Raw genomic sequence first — 26,766 nt, forward strand, 5'->3', positions numbered from 1 at the left:
TAAAGTCTGGTTAAATTATTTTGTAGATTGGATAAATGAATGTGCAGTTTAGTTATTTGAATGGATAAATTAATTTGTAAATGTTAGGATAAGATAAAGTGTAAATCAACATTTATCTAAAAAGTGTTCAAGATACAGACAGGAGCATAGAGATAATTAAACAAAAACCTATAATTGAATTGTACCAGAATGGAAAGAGATTAATAGAAGCACAACTAAGTAGTATCAAAGAAATATTTTATGAAATACAAAATGATATCATCATCACAGATAATATTGCTTATAACGATACAATACAGAAGGGAATAGAAATTTTCTTTTCCACATATGATGTTGAATTTGCTGCCCAGGATACTCCTGCATCAATTGATTACCCCTTAAGCAATGATAAAATGGAACTGGTTGGAATAGAATACATAAATAGTTATCTGGAAAAACTGTCTTTTGAAAATCAATTTTGTAAGAACTTTACTGATCATGACATTCATTGTTTGTTACTAGGGTACGATGAACACTATAAAGACTTACTTATAAACATTTTCGGACTCGTGGTAACAAACTTAGCAGGTTCTTTATTAGTAAACAAAAATATTTTTAAGCTTAATATTGAACCATCAGACAGAGTGTGTTTGCAAGAAAAATTATCGAATCTCTCAAAAGATAATTTGGACATAATGCTCCAAAATGTTTCAATACAACTCTGCAAAGAGTTTAATATTTCAGAGAGCTTGCAACAAAAATACATTACATCAACTTTAATGGGTTTATCAGGGCGATTAAAAAAGGCAATGGACAATAACCAATTGGATTCAGTATTTATTACTTTAAAAGGAAATTTCACACAACCAAGCTTTCAATTTGAAGATGGTGTTAAGATGGATGATGAATTATTCAGAAGTATTGCCGGGGAAATTAGAGTATGTAGATTTGTAAAGGATAAAATAACAATAATTAAAAGAGAAATTCATAGCATTATTGATTTGATTGACATTTTAGAGGGTAATTGTATATTTGATGATGAATTATTTGAGGTATTTCAATCATTCGAGGATGTGGAACTTGCGCTACTTTTAAAAGAGGTATTATCATATATGATAGGTTCAAATTATCTATTTATAGAGGACGAAAAGGAATGGCATAAAAAGTTTAATTGTTTCTTAGAAGAAATTGATTTAACTAGAAGTGAAAACATTAGAGAGTTATCTAAAAAAATTAACTTGAATTGAAGTGTAGTTAAATAAAGACTTGAGAAGTTAGAAAAATAGATATGACATTATTACCTTAATTTAGTGGCGAAGATATGATAAAATGAATTTTATAAAGATTTTAAAATAAAATAAAATGTTAAATTCTAAAGTAAGGTAGAGAAAATATAATATAGATGTTGATGAAGAAACCATAAAATCATAAATACAGTATGGAGGATTATGATATGAATGATGTATACTTAAAAGATGAATTTGAGCAGTGGATGGTTGGCAAAATTCAAAGTACTGAAAAATTAGATCCACAGAAAACACAAAAGGAATACATAAATGTACTTAAAGATGCATGTAGTGATATTGAAAATCTGAACTTAGAAAAAAGTGACTTATTTTCTATTGCGTCATTAGACGAATTTAAGACAGCTAAGGAAATAATACAAAGTAATAAAGATTTTAAACGAGTTAATGAAAAGTTTGGGAATGGTCAGTTGTCAGCTAGTATAAAAATGTATGAAGAATTTTTGAAATCAAGGATTTCCGAAGGAATAGTGGCATGGTTTGTTGGAGCTACCTTTGAAGGTGTAGATCAAATTCAACGTTTTAGGGATGATGGGATATGGGAGAATGGCTATAAAGATAAATATATCGAACTCGTAAATTCTATAAGTATAGGAGATAAAATAGCAATAAAATCTTCGTATACAAGGAAGTACAAGCTTCCATTTGACAATCATGGAAATGTGACGTCTGTAATGGGAATAAAGGCAATAGGGATTGTAACTCATAATTTTAATGATGGACATAAGGTATCTGTTGAATGGCAAATGCTTAATCCATTAAGAGAATGGTATTTTTATACTAGCAGAAATACCATTTGGAAAGTAACCAAAGAAGATGGTTGGATGCAAAAAAATCTAATAGACTTTACGTTTAATAAAGCTAATCAGAATATTGATAAGTTCATTAATGACCCATTTTGGAAGGGAAGGTTTGGAAGTGTAGCAGACAATAAATATGAATGGATAGAATTTTATGAGGCAACTGCTAAAGCGTTATTAAAGTATAAAGGTAACCGCTTAGAATTGTTGAGTGGTCTTAATAAGATATTTAATAAAATTAATATTAAAAACCCTCTCAGAAAGGAAAGATCTGATGGCACAGAGGCAGTGTTAAATGATATTTGCCCGTTTACTGTATTTGGATTGTTTAATAAAGGAATTACTAATGAAAATAGAACATTAATAATGGAAGAACTCGCTGACTTTCTTCAAGTTAAAGAAAGTGTGCCTACTTCATTTGATGGTATTCCGGTGGTGAATAATATGAAAGCATGGTTCTTTGGAGATGGGGAACACAGACAAGAAGGGGATATTGATAATTTATGGAAGCTATTTAATATTGCAATTGATTTTGCAAATAATAATACAGATGAAAACAAAAATGCTTTTATTAAAATATATGATAGGGTTATTGAACAATATGGTATCCAATGGAATATTACATTTGGATTATACTGGATTAGGCCTTTAGACTATCTAACGTTAGATAGTAATACAAGAACGAATTTAATAGATAAGTTGAAGGTAAAGGCTATTTTCAATTCTCCAAAAAAAATGTGTACGGGTACAGATTATATTTCTCTTATTAAGTTTATGAAGGAGAGATTTGAGGAGGAGGAATATCAGGTACATTCTTTTCCAGAGTTGTCTTATAAGGCATGGAATGGTGCAATACAAACTGTAACAAGAATAACTGTTCCTGAGATAGAAATACCACCGCAAGTAGAGTATGATTCTTATACGAAACTAGATTTTTTGACAGATGTTTTTATTAGTGAGGACACTTATGAAACACTAAAATCATTATTGATAAGAAAGAAGAATCTTATTTTACAAGGAGCTCCTGGTGTAGGTAAAACTTATGCAGCTAAAAGGCTAGCATATTCTATAATGGGAGAAAAGGATACATCAAGAATAAAGATGATCCAATTTCATCAAAGCTATTCATATGAAGACTTTATTATGGGATATAGGCCTAATGGACTGGGTTTTGAGCTAAAAGAAGGACCATTTTATAAGTTCTGTAGATTAGCAGCAGAAAATCCAGATGATAACTACTATTTTATTATTGATGAGATTAACCGTGGTAATATGAGCAAAGTATTTGGTGAATTGATGATGCTCATAGAAAGTGATAATCGTGGCGAGGAACTAATTCTAACATATTCTGATATTCCATTTTATGTACCTAAGAATTTATATATTATTGGAATGATGAATACTGCAGATAGAGGTCTGGCAATGATTGATTATGCTCTGAGAAGAAGGTTCTGTTTCGTTGAACTTGAACCTGCATTTGAGACAGAATCATTTAAAAATCATCTTTTATCGCAAGGAGCCAGCAAGGAGTTAATTAAAAAGATAAGAATGAAAATTGGAAGCATTAATTTAGAAATTGAAAAAGATGTTAATTTAGGTAAGGGATTTAGAATTGGACATAGTTATTTTTGTGATTATGTAAATTCTGATAAATGGTATGAGGAAGTAATAAAGTATGAAATTGAACCACTTATTAAGGAATATTGGTTTGATGAAGAACAAAAGGCCAAAGATTATATTGAAGAACTGTTAAGTTGATGGGCATGAGTAGTAAACCTCAAATGCCAATAAAAAATATATATTATATGCTTTGCTATGCATGGAATGTGTTAGAACAATCTGATAGTATTTTTGCAGGTAGTGATAAGTTTGATAATATCTATAACTTACTTTCAAAAATATATATCAATGGGACTGTTAGTCTGATTAAAAGAGGTCTCAATAGTTATTATATTCGAGAAAATGAGATGTTATCTACAATTAAAGGCAAAATTAATATGGAGGATTCATTGAAGTATCAGACGTTTAGGCATGGAAGAGTGATATGCCAGCATGATAATTTTTCAGAAAACATTAGGCTAAATCAAATTGTAAAAACAACTATTAGTATGTTAATAAAGTCACCTCAGTTAGATACTATTTTAAGAAATAAATTGGTAAAATTGCGGTTTAGTTTCTCAAATATACAAGAGATTAAGTTATCAAAGGGATTATTTTCTTCACTTAGATACAATAGAAATAATTATCACTATCGAATGTTAATAAATATTAGTGAATTGATTTATAAAGGGTTAATTACCACTGAGGAAGACAATAAAATTTTATTTTCCGATTTTGTACGCGATAGACAGATGGCAAAACTTTACGAAAAATTTGTATTAAATTTCTATAGTGCACATTTAGATGTGAAAAAATACAATGTTCATGCTCCGAAACTTAAATGGAATTTGGATGAGACGGTTAGCGAAGAAGATTTACTTCTGCTTCCGGAGATGAGAACGGATATAGTAATTGAAAATAAAATTGAAAATACACAACTAATAATTGATACAAAATATTATGCAGAAACACTAGTTACAAGCTATAGGGCTGATATTGAAAAAGTTCGTACCAGCCATTTGTTTCAAATCCTTGCATATGTTAATAATAGTAATTTTTTAGGCGAAATAAATGGAACACTATTGTATCCGACTATTGAAAAAGAGATAAATGCGAAGTTCCCAATTGGTGGGAAAAAGATTTATATCAAAACACTGAACCTTGATGCAGAATGGAAAGATATATCTGATAGATTATTATCTTTTATAAAATAAGGACGATAAAACAATGTCTAAATATAGGTGGAAAGTATGTTTAATAAATAAGAAATATTAGATATTCTTATGAATAATAAGGAAAAGATTAGTAAAACTTGTAAGATATCACTAGGTGAGGATATTAATCAAAAAAAATTTAATATTGATTAAGCGTTGAAATACAAGGGATTACGAAATATAGCCCAGCTTAGAATAGGTTATACACCACACTACGAATCGATTGGTAGTGTGTCCGAATAAATCCAGTCTCACCAAATAAAGCCTAGTAATTGAAATGTTGGTAAAGCAGATTTAAAGAATTAATTCTTTGATTTCATTTTAGTTTTGCATATACTTTAGGACCAGTAGCAATTCTAATATTTATTGAAATTAAATTATTATTGAAAATTAATTAGAAATAATATACAATTGTTTTAACAGATGGTACATATTTAAATAAGTGTAGAGTATTTGTTAAAGAGGTGTGAATATGAATGAAGTAATAAAAGATGAAATTAAAGAGCTATTCTTTAAGAATAAAGGTTATGCAACTACAAAATAAATATCAGGTAAAGGGATAAATAGGTACTATATTAGTAAACTTGAAAAGGCTGGTATTATTTTAAAAATAAAAAAAGGGTTATATAAGTGGGGAGAATATGATTTTCATTACAATTTTGAACTAGTTGATGTATTTAAAATAGTTCCTCAGGGGGTATTATGTCTTACTTCTGCATTAGCTTATTATGATTTAACAACTCTTAACCCCTGGCAGTATGAGATTGCTATTGATAGAGACAGTAAGGTAGTAATTCCTGAGTATCCACCAATTAAACTTGTATGTTTTTCACAAAAACAGTTAAAAACAGGCATTAGCAATGTAGAGATAGAAGGTAATTTAATTAAAATATATGATATAGAAAAGACAATATGTGATTGCATAAGAAACAGGAATAAAATTGGAATTGATATTGTGAAGGAAGGAATTAATGGGTATATAAAAAGAAAAGATAAAAACTTTAATAAATTAATGAAATATGCTGAAGTTTGTAGAGTTCAAAAGATACTAAAACAGTATTTGGAGGTGCTTGTATAAAAAGCAGATAAAAGACATTACGGCATCGGTAAGAGCGAGACTTGCGAATATAGCAAAGAAAGAAAAAAGAAGTTTTAATTCGGTATTACTGTTATATATGCAAAAAGAATATTATATAGATTGTCTATTTCAAAGTATTGTGAGCAATTTATATTAAAGGGTGGTCTATTAATGTTCATGTTGACGGAGTATATATTGTAATATGATGGAATAAATATAAAATATAAGGGAAAAAGGGAGCAAAAGTGATGTCAAGTTCTTTTCATTCAAATGATATAAGTGTATCAGATATTCTAAACTCAATTTCCAAAGCTGATGTTCAGCTTCCGGATTTTCAACGTGGTTGGGTTTGGGATAATTATCGTATAAAGGAACTTATAGCCATTATATCTAATTCTCATCCAGTAGGGGCAGTAATGTTTCTTGAATATGGTGGTGATAATATAAGGTTTAAGTATAGAATATTTAAAGGGGTAGATTTGGTTACAAGACCAGATAAGCTTGTATTAGATGGACAACAGCGGTTAACTTCTATTTTCTGTGCTATGTTTAGTAAAAATGTAGTGGAAACAATAACTGAGAAGAAAGTTAAAATTAAAAGATTTTATTACCTAAATATAAAAGATTGTCTAAATCCACAAATTGATAGAGTTGATGCAATTTTATCAATACCGGAAGAGAGGAAATTGAAGTCCAACTTTGGTAAAACAGTTGATTTAGATTTATCAACTCGTGAAAAGGAGTTTGAAAATCATATGTTTCTTCTTAATATCGTCTATGATCTTATGGCTTGTGTAATGTGGCAAAATGATTATCAAAAGAACAGTATGCTAGGTTCACGGTAGACGCATTAGTACCAATTCAATCCTATAAAGTTCCAGTTATCACGTTGAATAAAGCAATCCCCAAAGAAGCTGTATGCCAAGTTTTTGAAAATGTAAATACTGGCGGAGTAGCACTTACAGTCTTTGAACTTGTTACAGCTACGTTTGCAGCAGATGATTATGAACTTAGAAAAGACTGGGAAAAAAGAAAACAAACTCTTAATAAGCAATTAGTTTTAAAAAATGTAACAGCAACTGATTTTTTAACATCAATGACTTTACTAAATGGTTTTAATCATCATAAAAATAGAGGAACTGCAGTAAGCTGTAAGAAAAAAGATGTGCTTAATTTAAATCTTCAAGAGTACAAATGTAATTGTGAACCATTAACAGAAGGATTTATACAGGCGGCAAAGTTTTTGTTAGAGCAACGAATATTCTCTGAACGCGATTTGCCATACAGTACGCAGCTAATTCCAATGGCGGCAGTGTTTACACTATTAGGAGGAAAGGTGCATAATGGCACAGTAAAAAACAAAATAGCTCAATGGTATTGGTGTGGTGTTTTCGGAGAAATTTACGGTGGAGCTAATGAAACAAGGTATGCACTCGATGTTATTGGCCTTATGTCATGGATAAATGAAAGTGGGAAGGAACCAGATACAATAATCAGAGCATATTTTAATCCAATACGTCTAATATCACTGCAAACTAGACTAAGTGCGGCTTATAAAAGGAGTAATGGCTCTTATTCTAAAAGAGGGTTGTTATGATTTTATTAGTGGGAGTGCTATGGATTTTACAACGTTCATAGATGAGAATACCGATATACATCATATATTTCCACGTGCTTATTGTGAATTGAAAGGCTACAAGAGAGAAAAATGGAATTCTATTGTAAATAAAACACCATTGTTTGCGAGAACCAATCGTATATTAGAGGGTAATGCTCCAAGTAAGTATTTAAATAAAATTGTAAATGATAGTACAGTTATTGTGGACGATTTAGATAGGTATATAACAAGTCACAAGATTGATACATTAATGATTCGAACAGATGACTTTGATGTATTCTTTGTATATAGAGCAAAGGCTCTTTTAGATCTTATCGGTGCTGCAATGGGTAAAACAATATCTAATAGAGATAGTACAGAGACAATTACAGCATTCTGGGGAAAATTATAATTTGAAAGACAAGTAATATTGAAGGTTTACAAGTAGACAATTGATAAAAATGCGTAGAAAACTAAATGGTCAGGGGAGTAATTGTGGCTTTTTATAAATAGAAAAATAGAGACATATGCTAAAGAAATTAGTTTTAAGTTGTTTAATAATCTAAAACATCAGAAAAAATTTCTGGTGTTTCTTCATATTTTCATTTAAAATTTTTTGTCATGTATTAGATTATTAAGTATTTGGTAGCATCTTATATTTATGTATAAAAGAAGGATATACGGGCTAATGTGTAGAATTACAATTAATAATTGGAAAAAATATTTAAATATTAAAGAATATAGAGATTCAAGTATAGATAATTTGTAGAAAAGGCATTCTTAAATATTCTGAAAAATAGTTGAAATATTATAATATTAAAGGTGTTTAATTGAAAAATATAAGATTGTAGTATTGGCATGTTTGTTTTAGAAAAATAATATTTTACTTGGACGTGAAGGATAATCAATTGGCTAGTATGAAGTTAGATAAGCATAAATTTAAGGAGGAGAAAACAATGAGATTTAAAATAGAACTAGAGTTAAAAAATCAGTATTTGCCTTTGGATTACCAACCATCTGTAATTAGTTTTTTTAAACATAGTTTGACTTTATATGATAATGGTAAATATTTTACTACTTATTATGAATTAGGAAAGGACAAGCCATTTACATTTGCAGTGGGTATTCCAGGTAGTAAATTTACAAAAGAAAAGATATTAGTGCCAATTAAAAAAATTAGTATTACATTTAGTACAGGTGATATAGGAACTGGCATTGTATTTTTTAATGCTTTATCAATGCAGAAAAATAAAGCCTATCCTTTAGCATATGAGAATGAAATGATTATAAAAGATATTTTGATAGAAAAAGAGGTTGCCATTACAACTGATGTTATTGATATTATATTTAGAGCTCCTTTGTGTGTGAGAGAGCATAGCAGAGAAAATAACAAAGACACATATTATTCTTATGAAAAAAAAGGTTTTTGTTTAGCGCTTAATAAGGTATTAGAATTTCAAATATCTAATTCGAATATTCTACCTCCGTCGATTGCAGATGGATTTTCTATACTTCCAGTGAAGTGTAAAAAAACTGTGGTTAGACACCATTCACAATTTGTAGAATGTACAATAGGTATGTTTAGTTTGACAGGCAATATAGCATTGCTTAATTATTTATATACAAATGGCATAGGTAGTCGTACTTCAGCTGGTTTTGGGATGTTTGAAATAATGAGGAAGGGGACGCTATGAAAACCATAATAGAAAATGAAAAATATAACACTAAAATAGAAACCTCAGATTGGAGATATAATGCAAGTATAGTGGGACTTATAAAATATTTTAATTATCTTGCAGCGAAGGGTGACGAGGTAGAGTGTGATTTATATGAAATTAATGATGATGTTATAAAATATAATAGCGAGAAAATTACAGAGCAGAGATATTTGCTATTTGTTGAGTACTATTTTGAAAGTGCTATGCATCACAAGGTAATTGAGCAAGTATTAAATAATAGTGAATTCACTGAGGAACAAATAAAATTAGTAAATGATAAATTAAAAGCTAATGCTATTATGAAAAAGGTTTTTGGTGAGATTAAATTTTTCGGTGAAAATAAAGATATTATTTTACAGAAGATCAATGAAAATAGACTGTTATTGGTAAAAGAAACATACAGGCGCGGACAAAGTTTGTATGCAAATTTTGCAAATGTGAATAGTTTGTTTGCAGAAGAAGGTAGTATTTGTAGAATACAAAATTATAATATAGACATACCTAAAAAGGGTAAATCTATTTCTTATAATTGGGATTTTAAAACATATAAAGCTGAGGATGAAAAGGAATTTGATTTTATTCCATTTGCATTTTCAAGGTCATACGAAGGTTTCTTTATAAATAATAACTATTCAATAAAACAACTTTTTGATACGAATAATTTAATTAGTGATAGTGACAATCCCAGAAGTACTTTATTCTGTGATCTTAAAGATTCGAGTGGTTTTATAGACTTTGATGTAGAGGTAATTATTAAAAATAGAGATGTTGATTATTTTGAAACCCTTTATATAAGAAAGGATGCTATTAAGATTTTTATGAAAATTGAAAATTATAAAGCTATTAAAATGAAATATAAAGTTAATGACAATTATTACATGTATTTTGAGAAAATAGTAACGGATAACATTTTGAATAACATTAAACTAGATGCATTAATAGAAATATTACTAAAATCTAAATTTAATTACACATATAATATCAAAACACTTATAAAAATTAATAAATTAATTTATGGAGGGGACAAAATGGACAAGCAAATGAAATCTGCTTATGGAAGTGCTAAAAGAGTAATGAAGGCAATTCCAGAAAATAAAGTTAATAGTTACAAACAAAAGCTAATCAGTGCAATTACCTTTAAAGATTATGAAAGATGTTGTGAAATATTATTACAATTATCATCTTATTCAGGGGTTATTTTTGATTTTGCATATGACTTATTTGAGGATTTTGATGAAAATAAAAATATAGCTTATACATTTATAAATGCACTTAATAATGAGTCTAACAAAGATAATGGAGGAGATAAAGATGGAAAATAAAAAAGCATTAACACTTACAGTTCTAGCAAATATGACATCCAATTATGGAGAGGGACTTGGGAATATATCAAGTGTTCAAAAAGTATTTAAAAATGGTAAGAGTTACGCAACAAGAAGTAGAGAGAGTCTTAAAAACGCTATAATGGTCCAAAGTGGTATGTATGAAGATCTTCAAACGGTGGTAGATAAAAAAGTAAATCAAAAGGTAGTATCAGATGAGCTTAATGCCACAAATTGTAGAGCCTTAGAGGGTGGATATATGAACACAACTGATACTACATACATCCGAAAGAGTTCTTTTTATTTAACTGATGCAATTGCTTGTGATGATTTTGTAAATGAAACAAGATTCCATAATAATTTGTATCTTGCATCAAATTTTGCAAAAAATAATAAACTGAATTTACAGGTAGATGCTGGAAAATGTGGACTTATACCATACCAATATGAGTATGACAAAACTATGAAAATGTATAGTATAACCATTGATCTTGAAATGATAGGAAAGGATGAAAATTTTGAAACACCAGAAGCGGATGCTAAAGAAAAAGCAGATAGAGTTAATTCTATATTAAATACAATTGAAACTCTTAATTTAGTAGTAAAAGGAAATTTAGACAATGCAGAGCCCCTATTTGTTGTAGGCGGATTAACTGATAGAAAAACTCATTATTTTGAGAATGTAGTAAAGGTGAAAGAGGACAAACTGTTAATTACAGAAGACTTAAAAGATAGAATTGCAAAAGGGTGTAATGTAGCATTACTTGAAGGTGGCAATTTTAAAAATGAAACTGAAATTAAAAATGAATTACCACTGATTAGTGTTACTAAATTTTTTGATGATTTAAGGAAACAAGTTAATGTATATTATGGGGTGTAGGTATGGAAGTTTTAAGAATTATACTAACGCAAAGTAGTGCAAATTATAAAAAGGAGGAAACAGTTTTAAATAAAATGACCTATCCGCTTCCTCCATTTTCAACTGTAATTGGAGCATTACACAGTGCTTGTGATTATAAAGAGTACCACCCAATGGATATTAGTATTCAGGGAAAATATGAAGCTATGCACAAAGAGCCTTATACAGATTATTGTTTTTTGAACTCAATTATGGATGATAGAGGAATTTTAGTAAAAATGAAAAATCAAAGTTTTTTATCAACTGCATTTGATAGGGTTGCAAAAGCAAAGGCATCAACTGGTAATAGCTTTAAAAAAGGAATTACAATAGAGGTTATGAATAAAGGGTTGCTAGAAGAGTACCGGGGTCTTAAAGATTTGTCAGAAAAAATTGCGAAATTTAAAAAAGATAGAATTGACAAGGTGTTATGTCTTACTAAAAAACGCAAAAAAACATTAGTGAATAAAAAGAAAAAATGTGATGGAAATTCGACAATGCTTAAATTAATTTCTAAAAGAGAAAAAGAAATAAAGGAACTAGAAAAAACAATTAAAGAAAAATTAAAGCAGTACAAAACCGAACAATATGAAAAACCAATTTCAAAATTTGCAAGTCTTACAACTTCTTTAAAATATTATGAAGTGTTAAACAATGTAGAATTAATACTTCATATAAAAAGTGATAAAAATACACTTACTGAAATCAAAGATAATATATATAATTTAAAGTCAATTGGTAGAAGTGAAGATTTTGTGGATGTGAGAGAGGCCCGTTTTGTAGATGTTGTAGATGAAATTAGAGATCAAGATGAAGTAATCAGTGAGTATTCTGCATATATAAGTTACGAACTTATAAAAAATGAGAATATAAATTTACAATCAAAGACGGGAACTTCAGCAGATGGTACAAAGTATTACCTAAATAAAAACTATATTATAGAGGATAACAAACGAATTTTTGAAAAAAAGAAAGTTGTCTACACCTCAGATTATTCTGCAGAAGCGGGAAGTGATACTCTTTATTTTGATATTGGTAAAGAAAAGTCATATATAGTTAATTTTAATTAGGGGTGATGGTATGGATTTATCCAATTACAAAGCAAAGCCAGACAAGACAATAAGGCAACACACTGATGATTTATTAAGAAATCTTGATGTATTACAAAATTTGGGCTATATAAGAGAAGAACATATATATGAACTAACTAAAATTGCCTGTGAATATCATGATTATGGCAAAGCAAACAGAGAATTTCAAAAAAGAATAATGAATAATACCAAATTCAATGAAAATACAGAGATAGCACATAATGTGTTATCCCTGTATTTTATAGATAAAAATGAATTTGAGAATAAAGAAGATTATTATAAGGTAGGATTTGCTGTTTTAAATCACCATAATTATTGTGATAACATTAGAATAATAGAAAATCAGGAGAATAAAGAATTAATAAATAGCCTATTAAGTGAATTCAAAATTAATGCAGTAAAAAGAAGTACTACAAAAAATATAAATAAAATAACAGAAAACCATGATGCAATTCTTATAAAAGGATATTTACACAAGTGTGATTATAGTGCAAGTGGAGAAATCCCAATTGAGTATAAAAATGATTTCCTAAATGATGGTCTTGATAACTTATTAAAAAAATGGAAAAGTAAAAAAACTAGTTTAGACTGGAATGAGCTTCAGCAATTTTGCAAGGAAAATACAAATAACAATATTGTAGTTGTTGCCCAAACAGGTATGGGTAAAACAGAAGCAGGACTTCATTGGATTGGAAACAATAAAGGCTTTTTCATATTACCATTAAAAACAGCTATAAATTCTATATATAAAAGAATTAAAGAAGAAATCTTAGATGAAAACCATATCCAAACTAAATTAGCACTTCTCCATTCGGATTCATTAAGTTATTATAATAACGATAAAAATGATTTAATGGATATTATGGATTATTATAATCAGAGTAAGCAGCTTTCCATACCGCTGAGCATTTCAACACTAGATCAATTATTTGATTTTGTTTTTAAATATCAAGGATATGAACTTAAACTTGCTACATTATCCTATTCTAAAATTGTTATTGATGAAATCCAAATGTATGGAGCTGATTTGCTTGCATATCTAATTTATGGCATTAAAACAGTAAATAAATTTGGAGGAAAGATTGCAATTCTAACAGCAACATTAGCCCCATTTATAAGGGATTTATTAAAAACGGGAGAAAACCCAATTGAGTTTGAAGAAAAAACATTCATAAATGATATAAAAAGGCATAATTTAAGGGTTTATAATAGTCAAATTAATACAGAAAGTATATATAATAAATTTGAATACAATAGGGAACAAGGTATAAGTAATAAAATACTTGTAGTTTGCAATACTGTTAAAAAAGCTCAACAAATCTACAAAGAACTATTGGAAAAAGGAGTAGAAAATATAAATATACTTCACAGTAAATTTATAAAGTGTGAGAGGGCAACGAAGGAAAGAGAAATATTAGATATTGGAAAGACTGAAAATATAGGTACATGTATATGGATATCTACACAGATTGTAGAAGCTAGTTTAGATATTGATTTTGATTATTTATTTACAGAACTTTCGGATATAAGTGGGTTATTTCAAAGACTGGGTAGATGTAATAGAAAAGGTATAAAAGCTATAGATGAACCTAATTGTTTTGTGTTTTTAGATATAGACAATAATCTTTTAACAAATGGTACCAAAGGGTTTATTGATAGTAAAATATATGAAATATCAAGAAATGCTTTAAAAGATATAAATGGATTACTGACCGAGGAGCATAAAATTAATATTATAAATACATGGTTAACAACAGAAAATTTAAAAGGCAGTGATTATTTATTTAATTATAACAAATTTGCAAAGTGGATAGCTGATTTACCTCCTTATGAGATAGAAAAAGAAAATGTGAAGTTAAGAAACATTATATCTTATGATGTAATACCTACGGAAATTTACCAAGAGCATAAAAGTGAAATAGATGAAAACTCTAAAAAACTGCTAAGATCTGTAAATCCCAAATTAGAAAAAGAAGAAAAGCAGAAAATAAAATTAGAAAAAATAAATTTAAAAGAAGAAATCAAGAAATATACTGTGCCCGTTGGTATATATGATATATATTTTAAAGGGTCAAATGCAATTATTAAGAAGGTTCAACTAAGTAGATATGAGTTTGTAAATGTTGTAAACTGTAAGTATAACGAGTTAGGCTTTATAAGATTAACAAGAGAAGAGGTAAAGGGATTAGAAGATAATTTTGATAATTTCATGTAAAAGGAGTGTTTGTTGTGGATAAGCCAATCACTGGTATGATGATTTATTATTATATTGTTTGTAAAAGAAAATTATGGTATTTTTACAATCAGATACAAATGGAAGCAGATAATGAGAACGTACAAATAGGAAAGGTTTTAGATGAAAATGCTTATGAAAGAGAAGAAAAACACATTAATATAGACGATGTTATTAGTATAGATTATATAAAAAGTAAAGGAATCTTACATGAAGTTAAAAAGAGTAAAAAAATAGAAGAGGCTGGAATAATGCAAGTGAAATATTATTTGTATTATCTAAAACAAAAGGGAGTAAAAGGTATTAAGGGTAAGATCGACTACCCACTTTTAAAGCAAAATATTGATGTAGAATTGACAGCGGAGGATGAAAAATATATAGAATCCGTCTTAATAGATATAAAACAGATTGTAAATACTTATTTGCCGCCAATACTTGAGAAGAAGAGGATTTGTAAGAGCTGTGCATATTTTGAATTATGTTATATTTAATTAAAGGGAGGAGTCAGATTGAAACGAAGCTTTTATATATATAATAATGGTGAGATACACAGAAAAGACAATACACTACAATTTACAAATAGTGAACATGAAACAAGAGATATTCCCATAGAACAAGTTGAAGACATATATATTATGTCGGAAATGACATTTAACACGAAATTTATAAATTTTGCATCAAAATATCAAATTCCAATACATTTCTTCAATTATTATAGTTTCTATACAGGTAGTTTTTATCCTAAAGAAGCGTTACTAGCTGGTAATTTGTTAGTAAAACAAGTTAGGCACTATGAAGATAATCAAAAAAGACTTTGCATAGCAAGAAAATTTATAGATGCTGCGGCTGCAAATATTTATAGAAATTTAAGATACTATAATGGTAGAGGCAAAGATGTAGAAAAGCCAATGAAAGAAATAGAATCTCTAAGAAAAAAAATATTAAAAACAGAAAGTATTAATGAATTAATGGGTGTTGAGGGTAATATTAGAAAGCAGTATTATTCAGCATGGAATACTATTGTTAATCAAAAAATAAACTTTGAAAAAAGAGTAAAAAATCCTCCTGATAATATGATTAATACTATGATTTCATTTGTTAATGGATTAGTGTATACAAGAGTACTAGGAGAAATATATAGAACACAACTTAACCCTACTATTAGTTATCTTCATGAACCGGGGGTAAGGCGATTTTCATTAAGTTTGGATTTGGCGGAGGTATTTAAACCGATTTTGGGTGATAGGATAATCTTTTCATTATTAAATAAGAATCAAATAACACCAAGCTGTTTTACAAAAGATTTAAATTATCTTCATTTAACCAAAGATGCATCTAGAACGATATCAATGAAGTTCGATGAAATGCTAAAAACTACAATTTATCATAAGGAATTATCAAAAGATGTTACATATCAACATCTAATACGGCTTGAATGTTATAAATTAATAAAACATATAATGGGTGAAAAAGAGTATGATGGTTTCAAAATATGGTGGTAGGAGGAGTTTAATACAATGTATGTTGTCTTGGTTTATGACATAAGTGGTAATGAAAATGGACAAAAAACATTGGGAAGAGTATATAAAATTTGCAAAAAATATTTGACACATATTCAAAACTCAGTGTTTGAAGGTGAAATAACACCAGGTCAGATAACAAAATTAAATGCAGAATTAAATAAATTTATTAGAAAAGATTTAGATTCTGTGATAATATTTAAGAGTAGAAATGAAAGATGGCTTGATAAGGAATTTTGGGGTATAAAAGATGATGCATTGTCTAACTTTTATTAAAATTAATTCATTGTCGATGTGAGATAGTGTAAATTAACCGGGGGTACGACAAATCATTGAGGATTAAGGCTTTGGTTCATCAAAATGTTATATTTATATATTATTATTTCAATAATATATAAAATAAGAGGACATCGACAAAAACTAAGGTTCAAATGCCCAATAATAGGGGAGTGAAGGGCAAACGTATTTTAATCTATCCATATTGGAATGTAGATTAAACCCAGTATTGGAGGGTTAAGAGCAATTATAACATTTTAATCTATCCATATTGGAATGTAGATAATATCATCTACAGACCAGTCATAAATAGGATAAAAATTTTAATCTATCCATATTGGAATGTAGATTTCAATTAGTTCAGCTACTTCCTCTTGAGTGAATCTATTTTAATCTATCCATATTGGAATGTAGATTACTACTTATCAACTTAATACCACTATTTTGTATTCATTTTAATCTATCCATATTGGAATGTAGATCTTGTTAAGTGTTTCTTTTCATCATCAATTTTTAGCATTTTAATCTATCCATATTGGAATGTAGATTCTGCTCTTAGTAAATCATACATTACATTTAAGTTTATTTTAATCTATCCATATTGGAATGTAGATTGGTATATTTATATAATACACCCATACTATGCAAGTATTTTAATCTATCCATATTGGAATGTAGATTTGTATTTAATGAGTAATATGCTCCTAATGCTTCTGGATTTTAATCTATCCATATTGGAATGTAGATAAACCTTTTAATATTGTAGGAACTGTTATTCCTGATGATTTTAATCTATCCATATTGGAATGTAGATTTTAGTGCTAACCTTCTTTGCCATATACAAATAAAGATTTTAATCTATCCATATTGGAATGTAGATCCAAATTTAGCACATTGGCTTAACTTCTCGCCTACAAATTTTAATCTATCCATATTGGAATGTAGATCAGTCGTTAAAGTTATTCTCATAAGGTGGACTACTAAATTTTAATCTATCCATATTGGAATGTAGATGAAGTAGATGCAGTCGTTAAAGTTATTCTCATAAGGATTTTAATCTATCCATATTGGAATGTAGATTCTACATCATGTACTATCATTATCATCAGTCGTGTGATTTTAATCTATCCATATTGGAATGTAGATTAATTAGTACTGAAGATTCTATTGTTTGATAAATAAGATTTTAATCTATCCATATTGGAATGTAGATACAATGATGCGATATAGAAGTGTAGTAGGTAGTGCAATTTTAATCTATCCATATTGGAATGTAGATTTACTTAATATCACCATAGAACTAAGTAGTGTACTAATTTTAATCTATCCATATTGGAATGTAGATGAGCGCTATTAGAGAGAGAGCGAAGAAAAGTCAAGTAATTTTAATCTATCCATATTGGAATGTAGATATCGCAACAACCTACGCACACGCATGAGCATGAATCATTTTAATCTATCCATATTGGAATGTAGATACCGCTCCGCAATCGGAGCCACCATGTCCCTCATCTAATTTTAATCTATCCATATTGGAATGTAGATAATTATTCTCGTTTTCTTTGTTTAATATTTCATCTAATTTTAATCTATCCATATTGGAATGTAGATGGTAACAGTGTAGTCGGTGTTATGGCTTGTGAGGATTTTAATCTATCCATATTGGAATGTAGATATGAATACTAGTAATATAACGGATATATATTATGCGATTTTAATCTATCCATATTGGAATGTAGATATAAATTCAATGCCAAGGGTTATTGGTCTAATAGTAATTTTAATCTATCCATATTGGAATGTAGATTAATAAGTCTTTGTTTTGGTTCATATACATAGAATTATTTTAATCTATCCATATTGGAATGTAGATATAGATTGTGTCGACTATAAACCCAACAGTTAAGACTATTTTAATCTATCCATATTGGAATGTAGATTAATACCAGTATTTGCTAATTGGATTAAATTAATAGATTTTAATCTATCCATATTGGAATGTAGATTAGTACATTGTATTTATGGTATAAGGATGCAAATTTATTTTAATCTATCCATATTGGAATGTAGATAGCAAGTACGGCAATGTATCTGACAGATAAGATAATATTTTAATCTATCCATATTGGAATGTAGATGTGTCTGTAATAGATAAAACAATAGATGAAAGGATGGATTTTAATCTATCCATATTGGAATGTAGATAAATATAAATGTGTCATAAACGAAAAAAATAATCCAATTTTAATCTATCCATATTGGAATGTAGATTAGATATTCTATAATGATGAATCATAAAGATATATAATTTTAATCTATCCATATTGGAATGTAGATTAATGTAAAAGACGAAAAATATAAAATAAATGAACAGATTTTAATCTATCCATATTGGAATGTAGATTTTAGAATGAGTAAAGATAATGTAGGAGTTCATTTGATTTTAATCTATCCATATTGGAATGTAGATTCAAAAATGAGAGGTTAAAATATTTTATACCTAGCAATTTTAATCTATCCATATTGGAATGTAGATTTGACATTGATAGGCTTGACGCTGATATGCTCGAAAATTTTAATCTATCCATATTGGAATGTAGATAGAGCTACAAAACACTAATAATAGATAACTAATACCATTTTAATCTATCCATATTGGAATGTAGATAGTTAAAACTGGAAAACATATTACTAAAAAACCATAATTTTAATCTATCCATATTGGAATGTAGATCTTGCTAGTTCGCTGCATGCAGTCCATGCCACTCCGTATTTTAATCTATCCATATTGGAATGTAGATACTACAGTAATCACTAGATTAATGCCTTTAGGGGCTAATTTTAATCTATCCATATTGGAATGTAGATTATCTCTTGTCTATCCTTCCATAGATAGTTATTTTTAATTTTAATCTATCCATATTGGAATGTAGATTAATAGGTATTACACCAGTGGCAATATATAAAACCATTTTAATCTATCCATATTGGAATGTAGATTCACTTACTGATGAAGAATACACGCAACTAGAAAGTATTTTAATCTATCCATATTGGAATGTAGATAACATAGAAAGTACTAGTATAACGCTATCAATCGATGATTTTAATCTATCCATATTGGAATGTAGATATATAGCACAGTCCTTCGCCTTCATCTATTGTTGATAATTTTAATCTATCCATATTGGAATGTAGATGAAAGCTATGAGTCAACGTGTAGTGATGTATTTGATGATTTTAATCTATCCATATTGGAATGTAGATGAAGAAATAGAAGTATTGACTAATAAAGTTGATTTTATTTTAATCTATCCATATTGGAATGTAGATGAGATAGATGAATATTTAAATAAACCTACAATAAAATTTTAATCTATCCATATTGGAATGTAGATAGACGACAAGGCAGACGAAAAGGTACTAAAAATAAAGATTTTAATCTATCCATATTGGAATGTAGATTTTTATTGAAAGGAGTTGAATATATGGAGATATTTAGATTTTAATCTATCCATATTGGAATGTAGATATGTTTACTTTAACAAGCCAAGACAGGCATGGTGTGATTTTAATCTATCCATATTGGAATGTAGATTTTGCTATATCGGGTATTAAAGTAACACTCATTCCAATTTTAATCTATCCATATTGGAATGTAGATATAAATTTATCTAAAGAAGTTAGTATGATTGATTTTAATTTTAATCTATCCATATTGGAATGTAGATAAGAGCAGTATTGATGAACACTATTGAAGGAATGATATTTTAATCTATCCATATTGGAATGTAGATTACTAAATTTGCATACGGCCACACCGTTATTTGATAATTTTAATCTATCCATATTGGAATGTAGATCAACCTCCACAGCCTAATGTTATAAAAAGTAGTGTAAATTTTAATCTATCCATATTGGAATGTAGATAGGACTTGGGCATACATGCATTCGTTAATACAGTATATTTTAATCTATCCATATTGGAATGTAGATTAAGTACATTAGTTGAAGTATTTAATACTAAAAGTAATTTTAATCTATCCATATTGGAATGTAGATACAGCGTAACAAACTTAAGCATAATGTCGATTATGGATTTTAATCTATCCATATTGGAATGTAGATAGCATTGAGGCACATTTGGATAAAAATATAAATGATAATTTTAATCTATCCATATTGGAATGTAGATTAAATAATCGCAAATAGATATACATTAGGGATTATGATTTTAATCTATCCATATTGGAATATAGATCTTTGAATATAGCTTAGTCTTTGTATATACTTCATATTTTAATCTATCCATATTGGAATGTAGATTCCCACTGTATCAACGTATAAAGGATTTATATTATTGATTCTAATCTATCCATATTGGAATGTAGATTCAATTGATAGCGTTATACTAGTACTTTCTATGTTTATTTTAATCTATCCATATTGGAATGTAGATTTTAGCAGAGGAAATTTCATATCAAATTTTGCAAGAATTTTAATCTATCCATATTGGAATGTAGATTTATCTAAATTCATTTATTAGCACCTCCGATGTATTGATTTTAATCTATCCATATTGGAATGTAGATTAGTGTGATTTACAAGGCATCTACCCATCAAAAACATTTTAATCTATCCATATTGGAATGTAGATTGATGAAATAATGAGATTAAAACAAATAACAGGATTATTTTAATCTATCCATATTGGAATGTAGATTTTATTTGCGGAGATTTAAAACTGCTTTATACCATGATTTTAATCTATCCATATTGGAATGTAGATCAAAATAATTGTAAGGTATGGCAGCGGCAAAGGTATATTTTAATCTATCCATATTGGAATGTAGATATTGGATTCATGCTTGTTGCAAGCCCATTAACTACCCATTTTAATCTATCCATATTGGAATGTAGATGGGCTTCGCAGTATGGCAAAAGGTGGCGGTTATGTTGATTTTAATCTATCCATATTGGAATGTAGATCAGGTTGGACCTGGTACAAAGATTTGGGTAACATTAATTTTAATCTATCCATATTGGAATGTAGATCTTGTATTAGCGTATAGTGACTGTTCTGTAGCACTTATTTTAATCTATCCATATTGGAATGTAGATCATACATGGGCAAAGGTTGTAAATAGAGTCAGTGGCATTTTAATCTATCCATATTGGAATGTAGATTTGTATATTTGTACACTTTGGTTGCCAGTAAATGAAGATTTTAATCTATCCATATTGGAATGTAGATCAAGAAATTATTAATAAAATGCAAAATGATAAATTAATTTTAATCTATCCATATTGGAATGTAGATTTGCTTAAGACTAATTGGATTGTTATTGGTTGTTTAATTTTAATCTATCCATATTGGAATGTAGATCTTGAATATGAAACAGGAGCAGTTTGGGGAATGACTAATTTTAATCTATCCATATTGGAATGTAGATTAAGAGTTGTTGAAACTACAGTCGATATAAATGCACATTTTAATCTATCCATATTGGAATGTAGATATATTATTGTTCTGCTAATTTGTCTATTATCATAGCTATTTTAATCTATCCATATTGGAATGTAGATTGTGGAATAGAGTACAAAGAGGATGGACAGGCAAAGAATTTTAATCTATCCATATTGGAATGTAGATTACGCACAAATTAATTTCCCTAACATATCACCTAACATTTTAATCTATCCATATTGGAATGTAGATCGATTATGATATTATAACTGGCAAGTATGAGATATTAATTTTAATCTATCCATATTGGAATGTAGATTATTCCGTAGTGCCATACAACCCACTGGGTTGAAGAATTTTAATCTATCCATATTGGAATGTAGATTAGCAACTTGGCTCGCGACTACAGCAACAAGCGCATATTTTAATCTATCCATATTGGAATGTAGATACACCTAGCATGAGTAGCAATGGAGAACTAATGTGTATTTTAATCTATCCATATTGGAATGTAGATACGTCTTGTCATAGTCTAAAAACCTACTTGCTGATTCATTTTAATCTATCCATATTGGAATGTAGATGTAGTACAGGCCAATGGTTTGACTGCAGAGGGTGTAATTTTAATCTATCCATATTGGAATGTAGATTGGGTCAACACTTGTGGATATGAATAACTCATCTGTATTTTAATCTATCCATATTGGAATGTAGATAAAACGGAAATAGAAATAGCACAGGGAGATGCAATAATTTTAATCTATCCATATTGGAATGTAGATAGTAATACAATGGATAGAACAATATCGTCATACCAATTTTAATCTATCCATATTGGAATGTAGATTTTATTAGCCCCATTGTTACAAATTTACCTAAGTTCATTTTAATCTATCCATATTGGAATGTAGATCTTTAAACCATACATCATTAAGTATCATCACATCACATTTTAATCTATCCATATTGGAATGTAGATTCAAAAGTTATGCAGAACTTAGGTAAATTTGTAACAATTTTAATCTATCCATATTGGAATGTAGATGTTGGTACGTATTTACCCGTTCTTGCTTCAAGCCCCTATTTTAATCTATCCATATTGGAATGTAGATTTCATTTGTTCTATGTACTAAATTGTATAAGTGCCTATTTTAATCTATCCATATTGGAATGTAGATATAATAAAGGCAAATATATACAAATACAAAAATAAAATTTTAATCTATCCATATTGGAATGTAGATAACTATATAAAGAACTATCCAAATAAGTCCTGGCTAATTTTAATCTATCCATATTGGAATGTAGATCAATATTAAATGTTATAAAAGCGGTAATAACTACAGATTTTAATCTATCCATATTGGAATGTAGATTAGTAACATAGTTTGTTTGCTTCAAAACTATGTAAGGTACCTGACGCTTGGGAATAATTGTTAAAATGAATAAAATAAAAATATCTTAAAAAGAATGTAAAAACAGAAAGTATTATAGAAGGGATTTCCATACAGTGGGAATCCGTTAAAGCATATCTAGACCTAAGTACGTAAGGTAAATATATTAAATAACCCAATAAAAATTATCCTTAATTATAATACAATTACCATATACTAAAGTGAAGAAGATGTACGTGATGTGATAGTATTTTATGTTATTTATGTTATTTATGTTATTTATGCTGTTAGGTAGAAGAAACTATTTCGAGTTTCTTCTATTGGGTCTGGACAGCCCTCTGAAAAAAGGTAATAAAGCAGAGACATTGAGATCTTTGGCATTTAAGAAATGAAAATAATTAAAAGTAGATAAAATAAATGTTTAGTAAAACGATACTTTATTTAATTTTAGTAGGAAGAATTTAATAGAAGACCTAGGGATGTAATGGGGAGAATAATTAAGATTGGGAGGGATGTCCGCAATTAGGAGAACCTTAAAAAAAGGGCGGTAAAGTTTATAAAAGATATAGTTAAATACTATAACTTTCAAGGCTTTTTTATATAAAAAATATATATCTCTTAAAATATGATTTCAAATGAAAATGTAGATTATTAACCTACACAAATTTTATTAATAATATAATTAATATGGGATTAAGTCTGAATTTAAGGTACAATCTAGAATAGATATAAGAATTAAGAGGTGAATGACATACGTATGCTTATTAATTCTGAAACAAAGCAAAAGGGACATTTAAGTTTCCTAAGGGTGTGTATATGTAATGAGTGAAATTAATAATAGATAATATCTTTATTTAATTTGGAAAGACTATAAGACTAAAAATATATATATAATTGGAGAGTTATCTAAAATGGTAAGTATGAATTTAGATATAGAATTAAAGAGTTAGATAATGCAATTAAAAATGGGTTTCAACCATTAATAGCATTTGCAAATATAAATGAAGTTTATGAAAGTTATGATATGTTTCCTGCCTTTTCAAGTAGGCTACCAGATAAGAGAAGAAAAGATGTAAAAGAAATATTAGCAAAATATGATGCATTTGAACTTTTAAAGAAAAGTGGAGGGAAATTACCTATAGACAGTTTGAAATTTATAGATCCAATATTTTTAGATGAAAAAATATTGAAAGTGAACTAAGTATTATTGATTTTATTAGAAAGGAGGTAACTTCCAGTTACATCCTATGAAATCTGCAGAGCCAGCTAAATAAAGAGTGAAAGTTAGCCTGACGAAAATGAGACATTTGATGGGAATTAAAAATAAAAGAATTTGGAAAAAACCAATAATGAAACTACCGAGATATACAATTCAGCAGTTTTTTTGTAGTTGTAATATAATTCAATAAAGGCATTCTTAAATTTTGGAGAAGATCTTTATAGAGATAATTCATATTTCCGATTAAAAGAAGATCTAGGTGAATTCATAAAAAATTCTGAATTTATAGTTCATTTTAAAGACATTAGCAACCTCAGTCACAGGCTTCTTCGGAAAATCTCCTAGCGGGCATTAACAAATGGAGAACAATTTGTTATGCTAATTTTTAGCATAATACTATTTTGAATAGTATCTACTTCACTAATTACATATTCGGCTGGAAAGAATGAATTTAAGTCCATTTCGATGCTTCCATATAATTGTAACTTATATGGAAGCATCGCTACGAGATAATAAAACCACTTTTGTAATAATTACCAATAGAATTTTAAAATATTGGGCAGTAAATTTAATTTTATTATAAGTATCTTGATTTCACCCAAATTGGGGGAGTACTACTTTTAGATTAACATATACATATCTTTTGCAAGACAGATTATTATTTTATTACCATTGGCATTTATTTTAAGTGAATTAAATGGATTAGCTGGAATATGTATAGCGTTTCCAATAGCGGAAGCAGTTTTTTAGTAAATGTTGAATATTTTGTAATCAGAATATATGGAGAAAAAATTCGAGATTTAGAAGTCAAAACACAAGTTGCTAATAACTACGATTTGGCAGAAAGAATATAAAATATAATAATTAGGAACATTAATAATTCCTAGTTTATGTTTGCTATCTTATGTATCCGAATGGAGATATTATTTGTTCACGTCTTCCAGTGTTTTTTATTATGTTTGTTATTAAAAATAAAATATATATAAATGTTAAAGTCTATTTCATAGAGAAATCTAAGAGATAGGTTAAATAGAGTAATCTTATGCTCATAAATATGCATATATTAATATGCTTTAATTTCTAGTTATACCAATTTTGCCACTTAGATTGAGTCTATTTGATTTTAGTATAATTTGAAAAATGGTTTTTTTTGTAGCATCAACTACAGTACCATTATGTACATGATAATTTTCCTTAACATTAATATTTCCACTAATATCTTCATCTACAGGTAAAATACCTTTATTTGATAAGATTTATTTAATATATTTTCATTTTCTCTAGAAGATATGTACATTTCTATAGAAGTCTTTGCTACATCTGTACTTTATATAATTATTTAACGACATTTCAGAAGGAAAGTCTCCCACTTCTATAAGTGGGAGTTAACTACCCTAGCAAAATAAAACTTCAGTGGGGGGATAACAATTAAGAATTGTTATCTACTCCAGAGAACTACAAAGGGGTAAATCTCCTTCTGGAGTGGTTAATGCAGCTCTTTCAGAGCTGTTACAGCTCCGCAGGAGATGATTTAATTTTCATTTCATAATTTTACTGTATATTTATAAATTATAAATCTGTTAGTAAATTCAAAATATAATCATGGTATATACTGTAACAGTATATGCTATACACTAAAAAATGATAGTATGATTGTATGATTGGTATAATTAGTGTAATATTATACAATATTGAAGAAATATATTTAAATATAAGACCAGCTAGTTAAAGTCAACTATTTATTTGAAACTAATCTACAGGTGTTAAAAAACACTTTTTTATATCCACTAAATGATATGAACAGAGAAGTACTAAGCTTCTTTTTAAAGCATGATCTAGTATCAATAAGTTTATAGTAATTGCGGACTAACAACTTTAACGACATTTCAGAAGGAAAGTCTCCCACTTTTATAAGTGGGAGTTACATACCCTAACAAATATAAAACGAGTGTACTCGGAAAACAATAATTAACAATTCCCATATTTGAGCAACAAAAGTATTTATTTGGATGTAATACTATAAGTGAAATAATAGCAGGTATGACAAAAAGGCTTTT

Annotated in this window: 17 protein-coding genes and 1 CRISPR repeat array; all 17 genes read left to right on the forward strand. The window is 28.4% G+C overall.

Features of this window, described 5'->3' with window-relative positions:
* Nucleotides 1-110 precede the first annotated feature (110 nt).
* The 17 genes from KPL38_RS10970 (at nt 111) to KPL38_RS11035 (ending at nt 25,563) form a co-directional block, all read left to right on the forward strand.
* A complete protein-coding gene (locus tag KPL38_RS10970; RefSeq protein WP_312884191.1) occupies nt 111-1,226 on the forward strand; it encodes a DUF6179 domain-containing protein in 1,116 nt (371 codons plus the stop codon).
* Between the two features lie 206 nt (nt 1,227-1,432).
* Nucleotides 1,433-3,841: an AAA family ATPase gene (locus KPL38_RS10975; protein WP_246577917.1), complete on the forward strand. Its 2,409-nt coding sequence runs from the start codon at nt 1,433-1,435 to the stop codon at nt 3,839-3,841.
* Nucleotides 3,842-3,864: 23 nt separating this feature from the next.
* On the forward strand, nt 3,865-4,896 hold the full coding sequence (locus KPL38_RS10980) for a 5-methylcytosine restriction system specificity protein McrC (protein WP_216289178.1): 1,032 nt from the start codon (nt 3,865-3,867) through the stop codon (nt 4,894-4,896).
* A gap of 955 nt (nt 4,897-5,851) precedes the next feature.
* Nucleotides 5,852-5,974 (forward strand): hypothetical protein, encoded by a 123-nt coding sequence (locus tag KPL38_RS20050; protein ID WP_281419349.1) that lies wholly within the window; start codon nt 5,852-5,854, stop codon nt 5,972-5,974.
* Between the two features lie 248 nt (nt 5,975-6,222).
* On the forward strand, nt 6,223-6,819 hold the full coding sequence (locus KPL38_RS19670; RefSeq protein WP_246577918.1) for a DUF262 domain-containing protein: 597 nt from the start codon (nt 6,223-6,225) through the stop codon (nt 6,817-6,819).
* Between the two features lie 44 nt (nt 6,820-6,863).
* Nucleotides 6,864-7,571: a hypothetical protein gene (locus KPL38_RS19675; protein WP_246577919.1), complete on the forward strand. Its 708-nt coding sequence runs from the start codon at nt 6,864-6,866 to the stop codon at nt 7,569-7,571.
* Between the two features lie 19 nt (nt 7,572-7,590).
* On the forward strand, nt 7,591-7,983 hold the full coding sequence (locus KPL38_RS19680) for a hypothetical protein (RefSeq protein WP_246577920.1): 393 nt from the start codon (nt 7,591-7,593) through the stop codon (nt 7,981-7,983).
* A 544-nt stretch (nt 7,984-8,527) separates the two neighbouring features.
* Nucleotides 8,528-9,265 (forward strand): CRISPR-associated endoribonuclease Cas6, encoded by a 738-nt coding sequence (cas6, locus tag KPL38_RS10990; protein WP_216289179.1) that lies wholly within the window; start codon nt 8,528-8,530, stop codon nt 9,263-9,265.
* Nucleotides 9,262-10,611 carry a type I CRISPR-associated protein Cas8a1/Csx8 gene (cas8a1, locus tag KPL38_RS10995; protein WP_216289180.1) on the forward strand — a complete coding sequence of 450 codons (1,350 nt, stop codon included), beginning with the start codon at nt 9,262-9,264 and terminating at the stop codon, nt 10,609-10,611. The genes cas6 and cas8a1 overlap by 4 nt, the downstream gene beginning before the upstream one ends.
* A complete protein-coding gene (gene cas7i / locus KPL38_RS11000; RefSeq protein ID WP_216289181.1) occupies nt 10,601-11,491 on the forward strand; it encodes a type I-B CRISPR-associated protein Cas7/Cst2/DevR in 891 nt (296 codons plus the stop codon). The genes cas8a1 and cas7i overlap by 11 nt, the downstream gene beginning before the upstream one ends.
* Before the next feature lie 2 nt (nt 11,492-11,493).
* Nucleotides 11,494-12,579, forward strand: coding sequence for a CRISPR-associated protein Cas5 (gene cas5 / locus KPL38_RS11005; protein ID WP_216289182.1), 1,086 nt, complete (start codon nt 11,494-11,496; stop codon nt 12,577-12,579).
* A gap of 10 nt (nt 12,580-12,589) precedes the next feature.
* Entirely contained in the window at nt 12,590-14,815 is a 2,226-nt protein-coding gene (gene cas3 / locus KPL38_RS11010; protein ID WP_216289183.1) for a CRISPR-associated helicase Cas3', read from the forward strand.
* A 14-nt stretch (nt 14,816-14,829) separates the two neighbouring features.
* A complete protein-coding gene (gene cas4 / locus KPL38_RS11015) occupies nt 14,830-15,324 on the forward strand; it encodes a CRISPR-associated protein Cas4 (protein WP_216289184.1) in 495 nt (164 codons plus the stop codon).
* An 18-nt stretch (nt 15,325-15,342) separates the two neighbouring features.
* Nucleotides 15,343-16,335 carry a type I-B CRISPR-associated endonuclease Cas1b gene (gene cas1b / locus KPL38_RS11020; RefSeq protein WP_216289185.1) on the forward strand — a complete coding sequence of 331 codons (993 nt, stop codon included), beginning with the start codon at nt 15,343-15,345 and terminating at the stop codon, nt 16,333-16,335.
* A gap of 15 nt (nt 16,336-16,350) precedes the next feature.
* Nucleotides 16,351-16,629: a CRISPR-associated endonuclease Cas2 gene (gene cas2 / locus KPL38_RS11025; RefSeq protein WP_216289186.1), complete on the forward strand. Its 279-nt coding sequence runs from the start codon at nt 16,351-16,353 to the stop codon at nt 16,627-16,629.
* A gap of 188 nt (nt 16,630-16,817) precedes the next feature.
* Nucleotides 16,818-23,472: a CRISPR direct-repeat array (repeat unit 30 nt; unit sequence ATTTTAATCTATCCATATTGGAATGTAGAT).
* A gap of 1,042 nt (nt 23,473-24,514) precedes the next feature.
* Nucleotides 24,515-24,691 carry a hypothetical protein gene (locus KPL38_RS11030; RefSeq protein ID WP_216289187.1) on the forward strand — a complete coding sequence of 59 codons (177 nt, stop codon included), beginning with the start codon at nt 24,515-24,517 and terminating at the stop codon, nt 24,689-24,691.
* 731 nt (nt 24,692-25,422) lie between these two features.
* Nucleotides 25,423-25,563 (forward strand): hypothetical protein, encoded by a 141-nt coding sequence (locus tag KPL38_RS11035; protein ID WP_216289188.1) that lies wholly within the window; start codon nt 25,423-25,425, stop codon nt 25,561-25,563.
* The last annotated feature ends 1,203 nt before the right edge of the window (nt 25,564-26,766 follow it).

This window comes from Clostridium psychrophilum (genome assembly GCF_018861705.1).
GTDB lineage: Bacteria > Bacillota > Clostridia > Clostridiales > Clostridiaceae > Clostridium_AD > Clostridium_AD psychrophilum.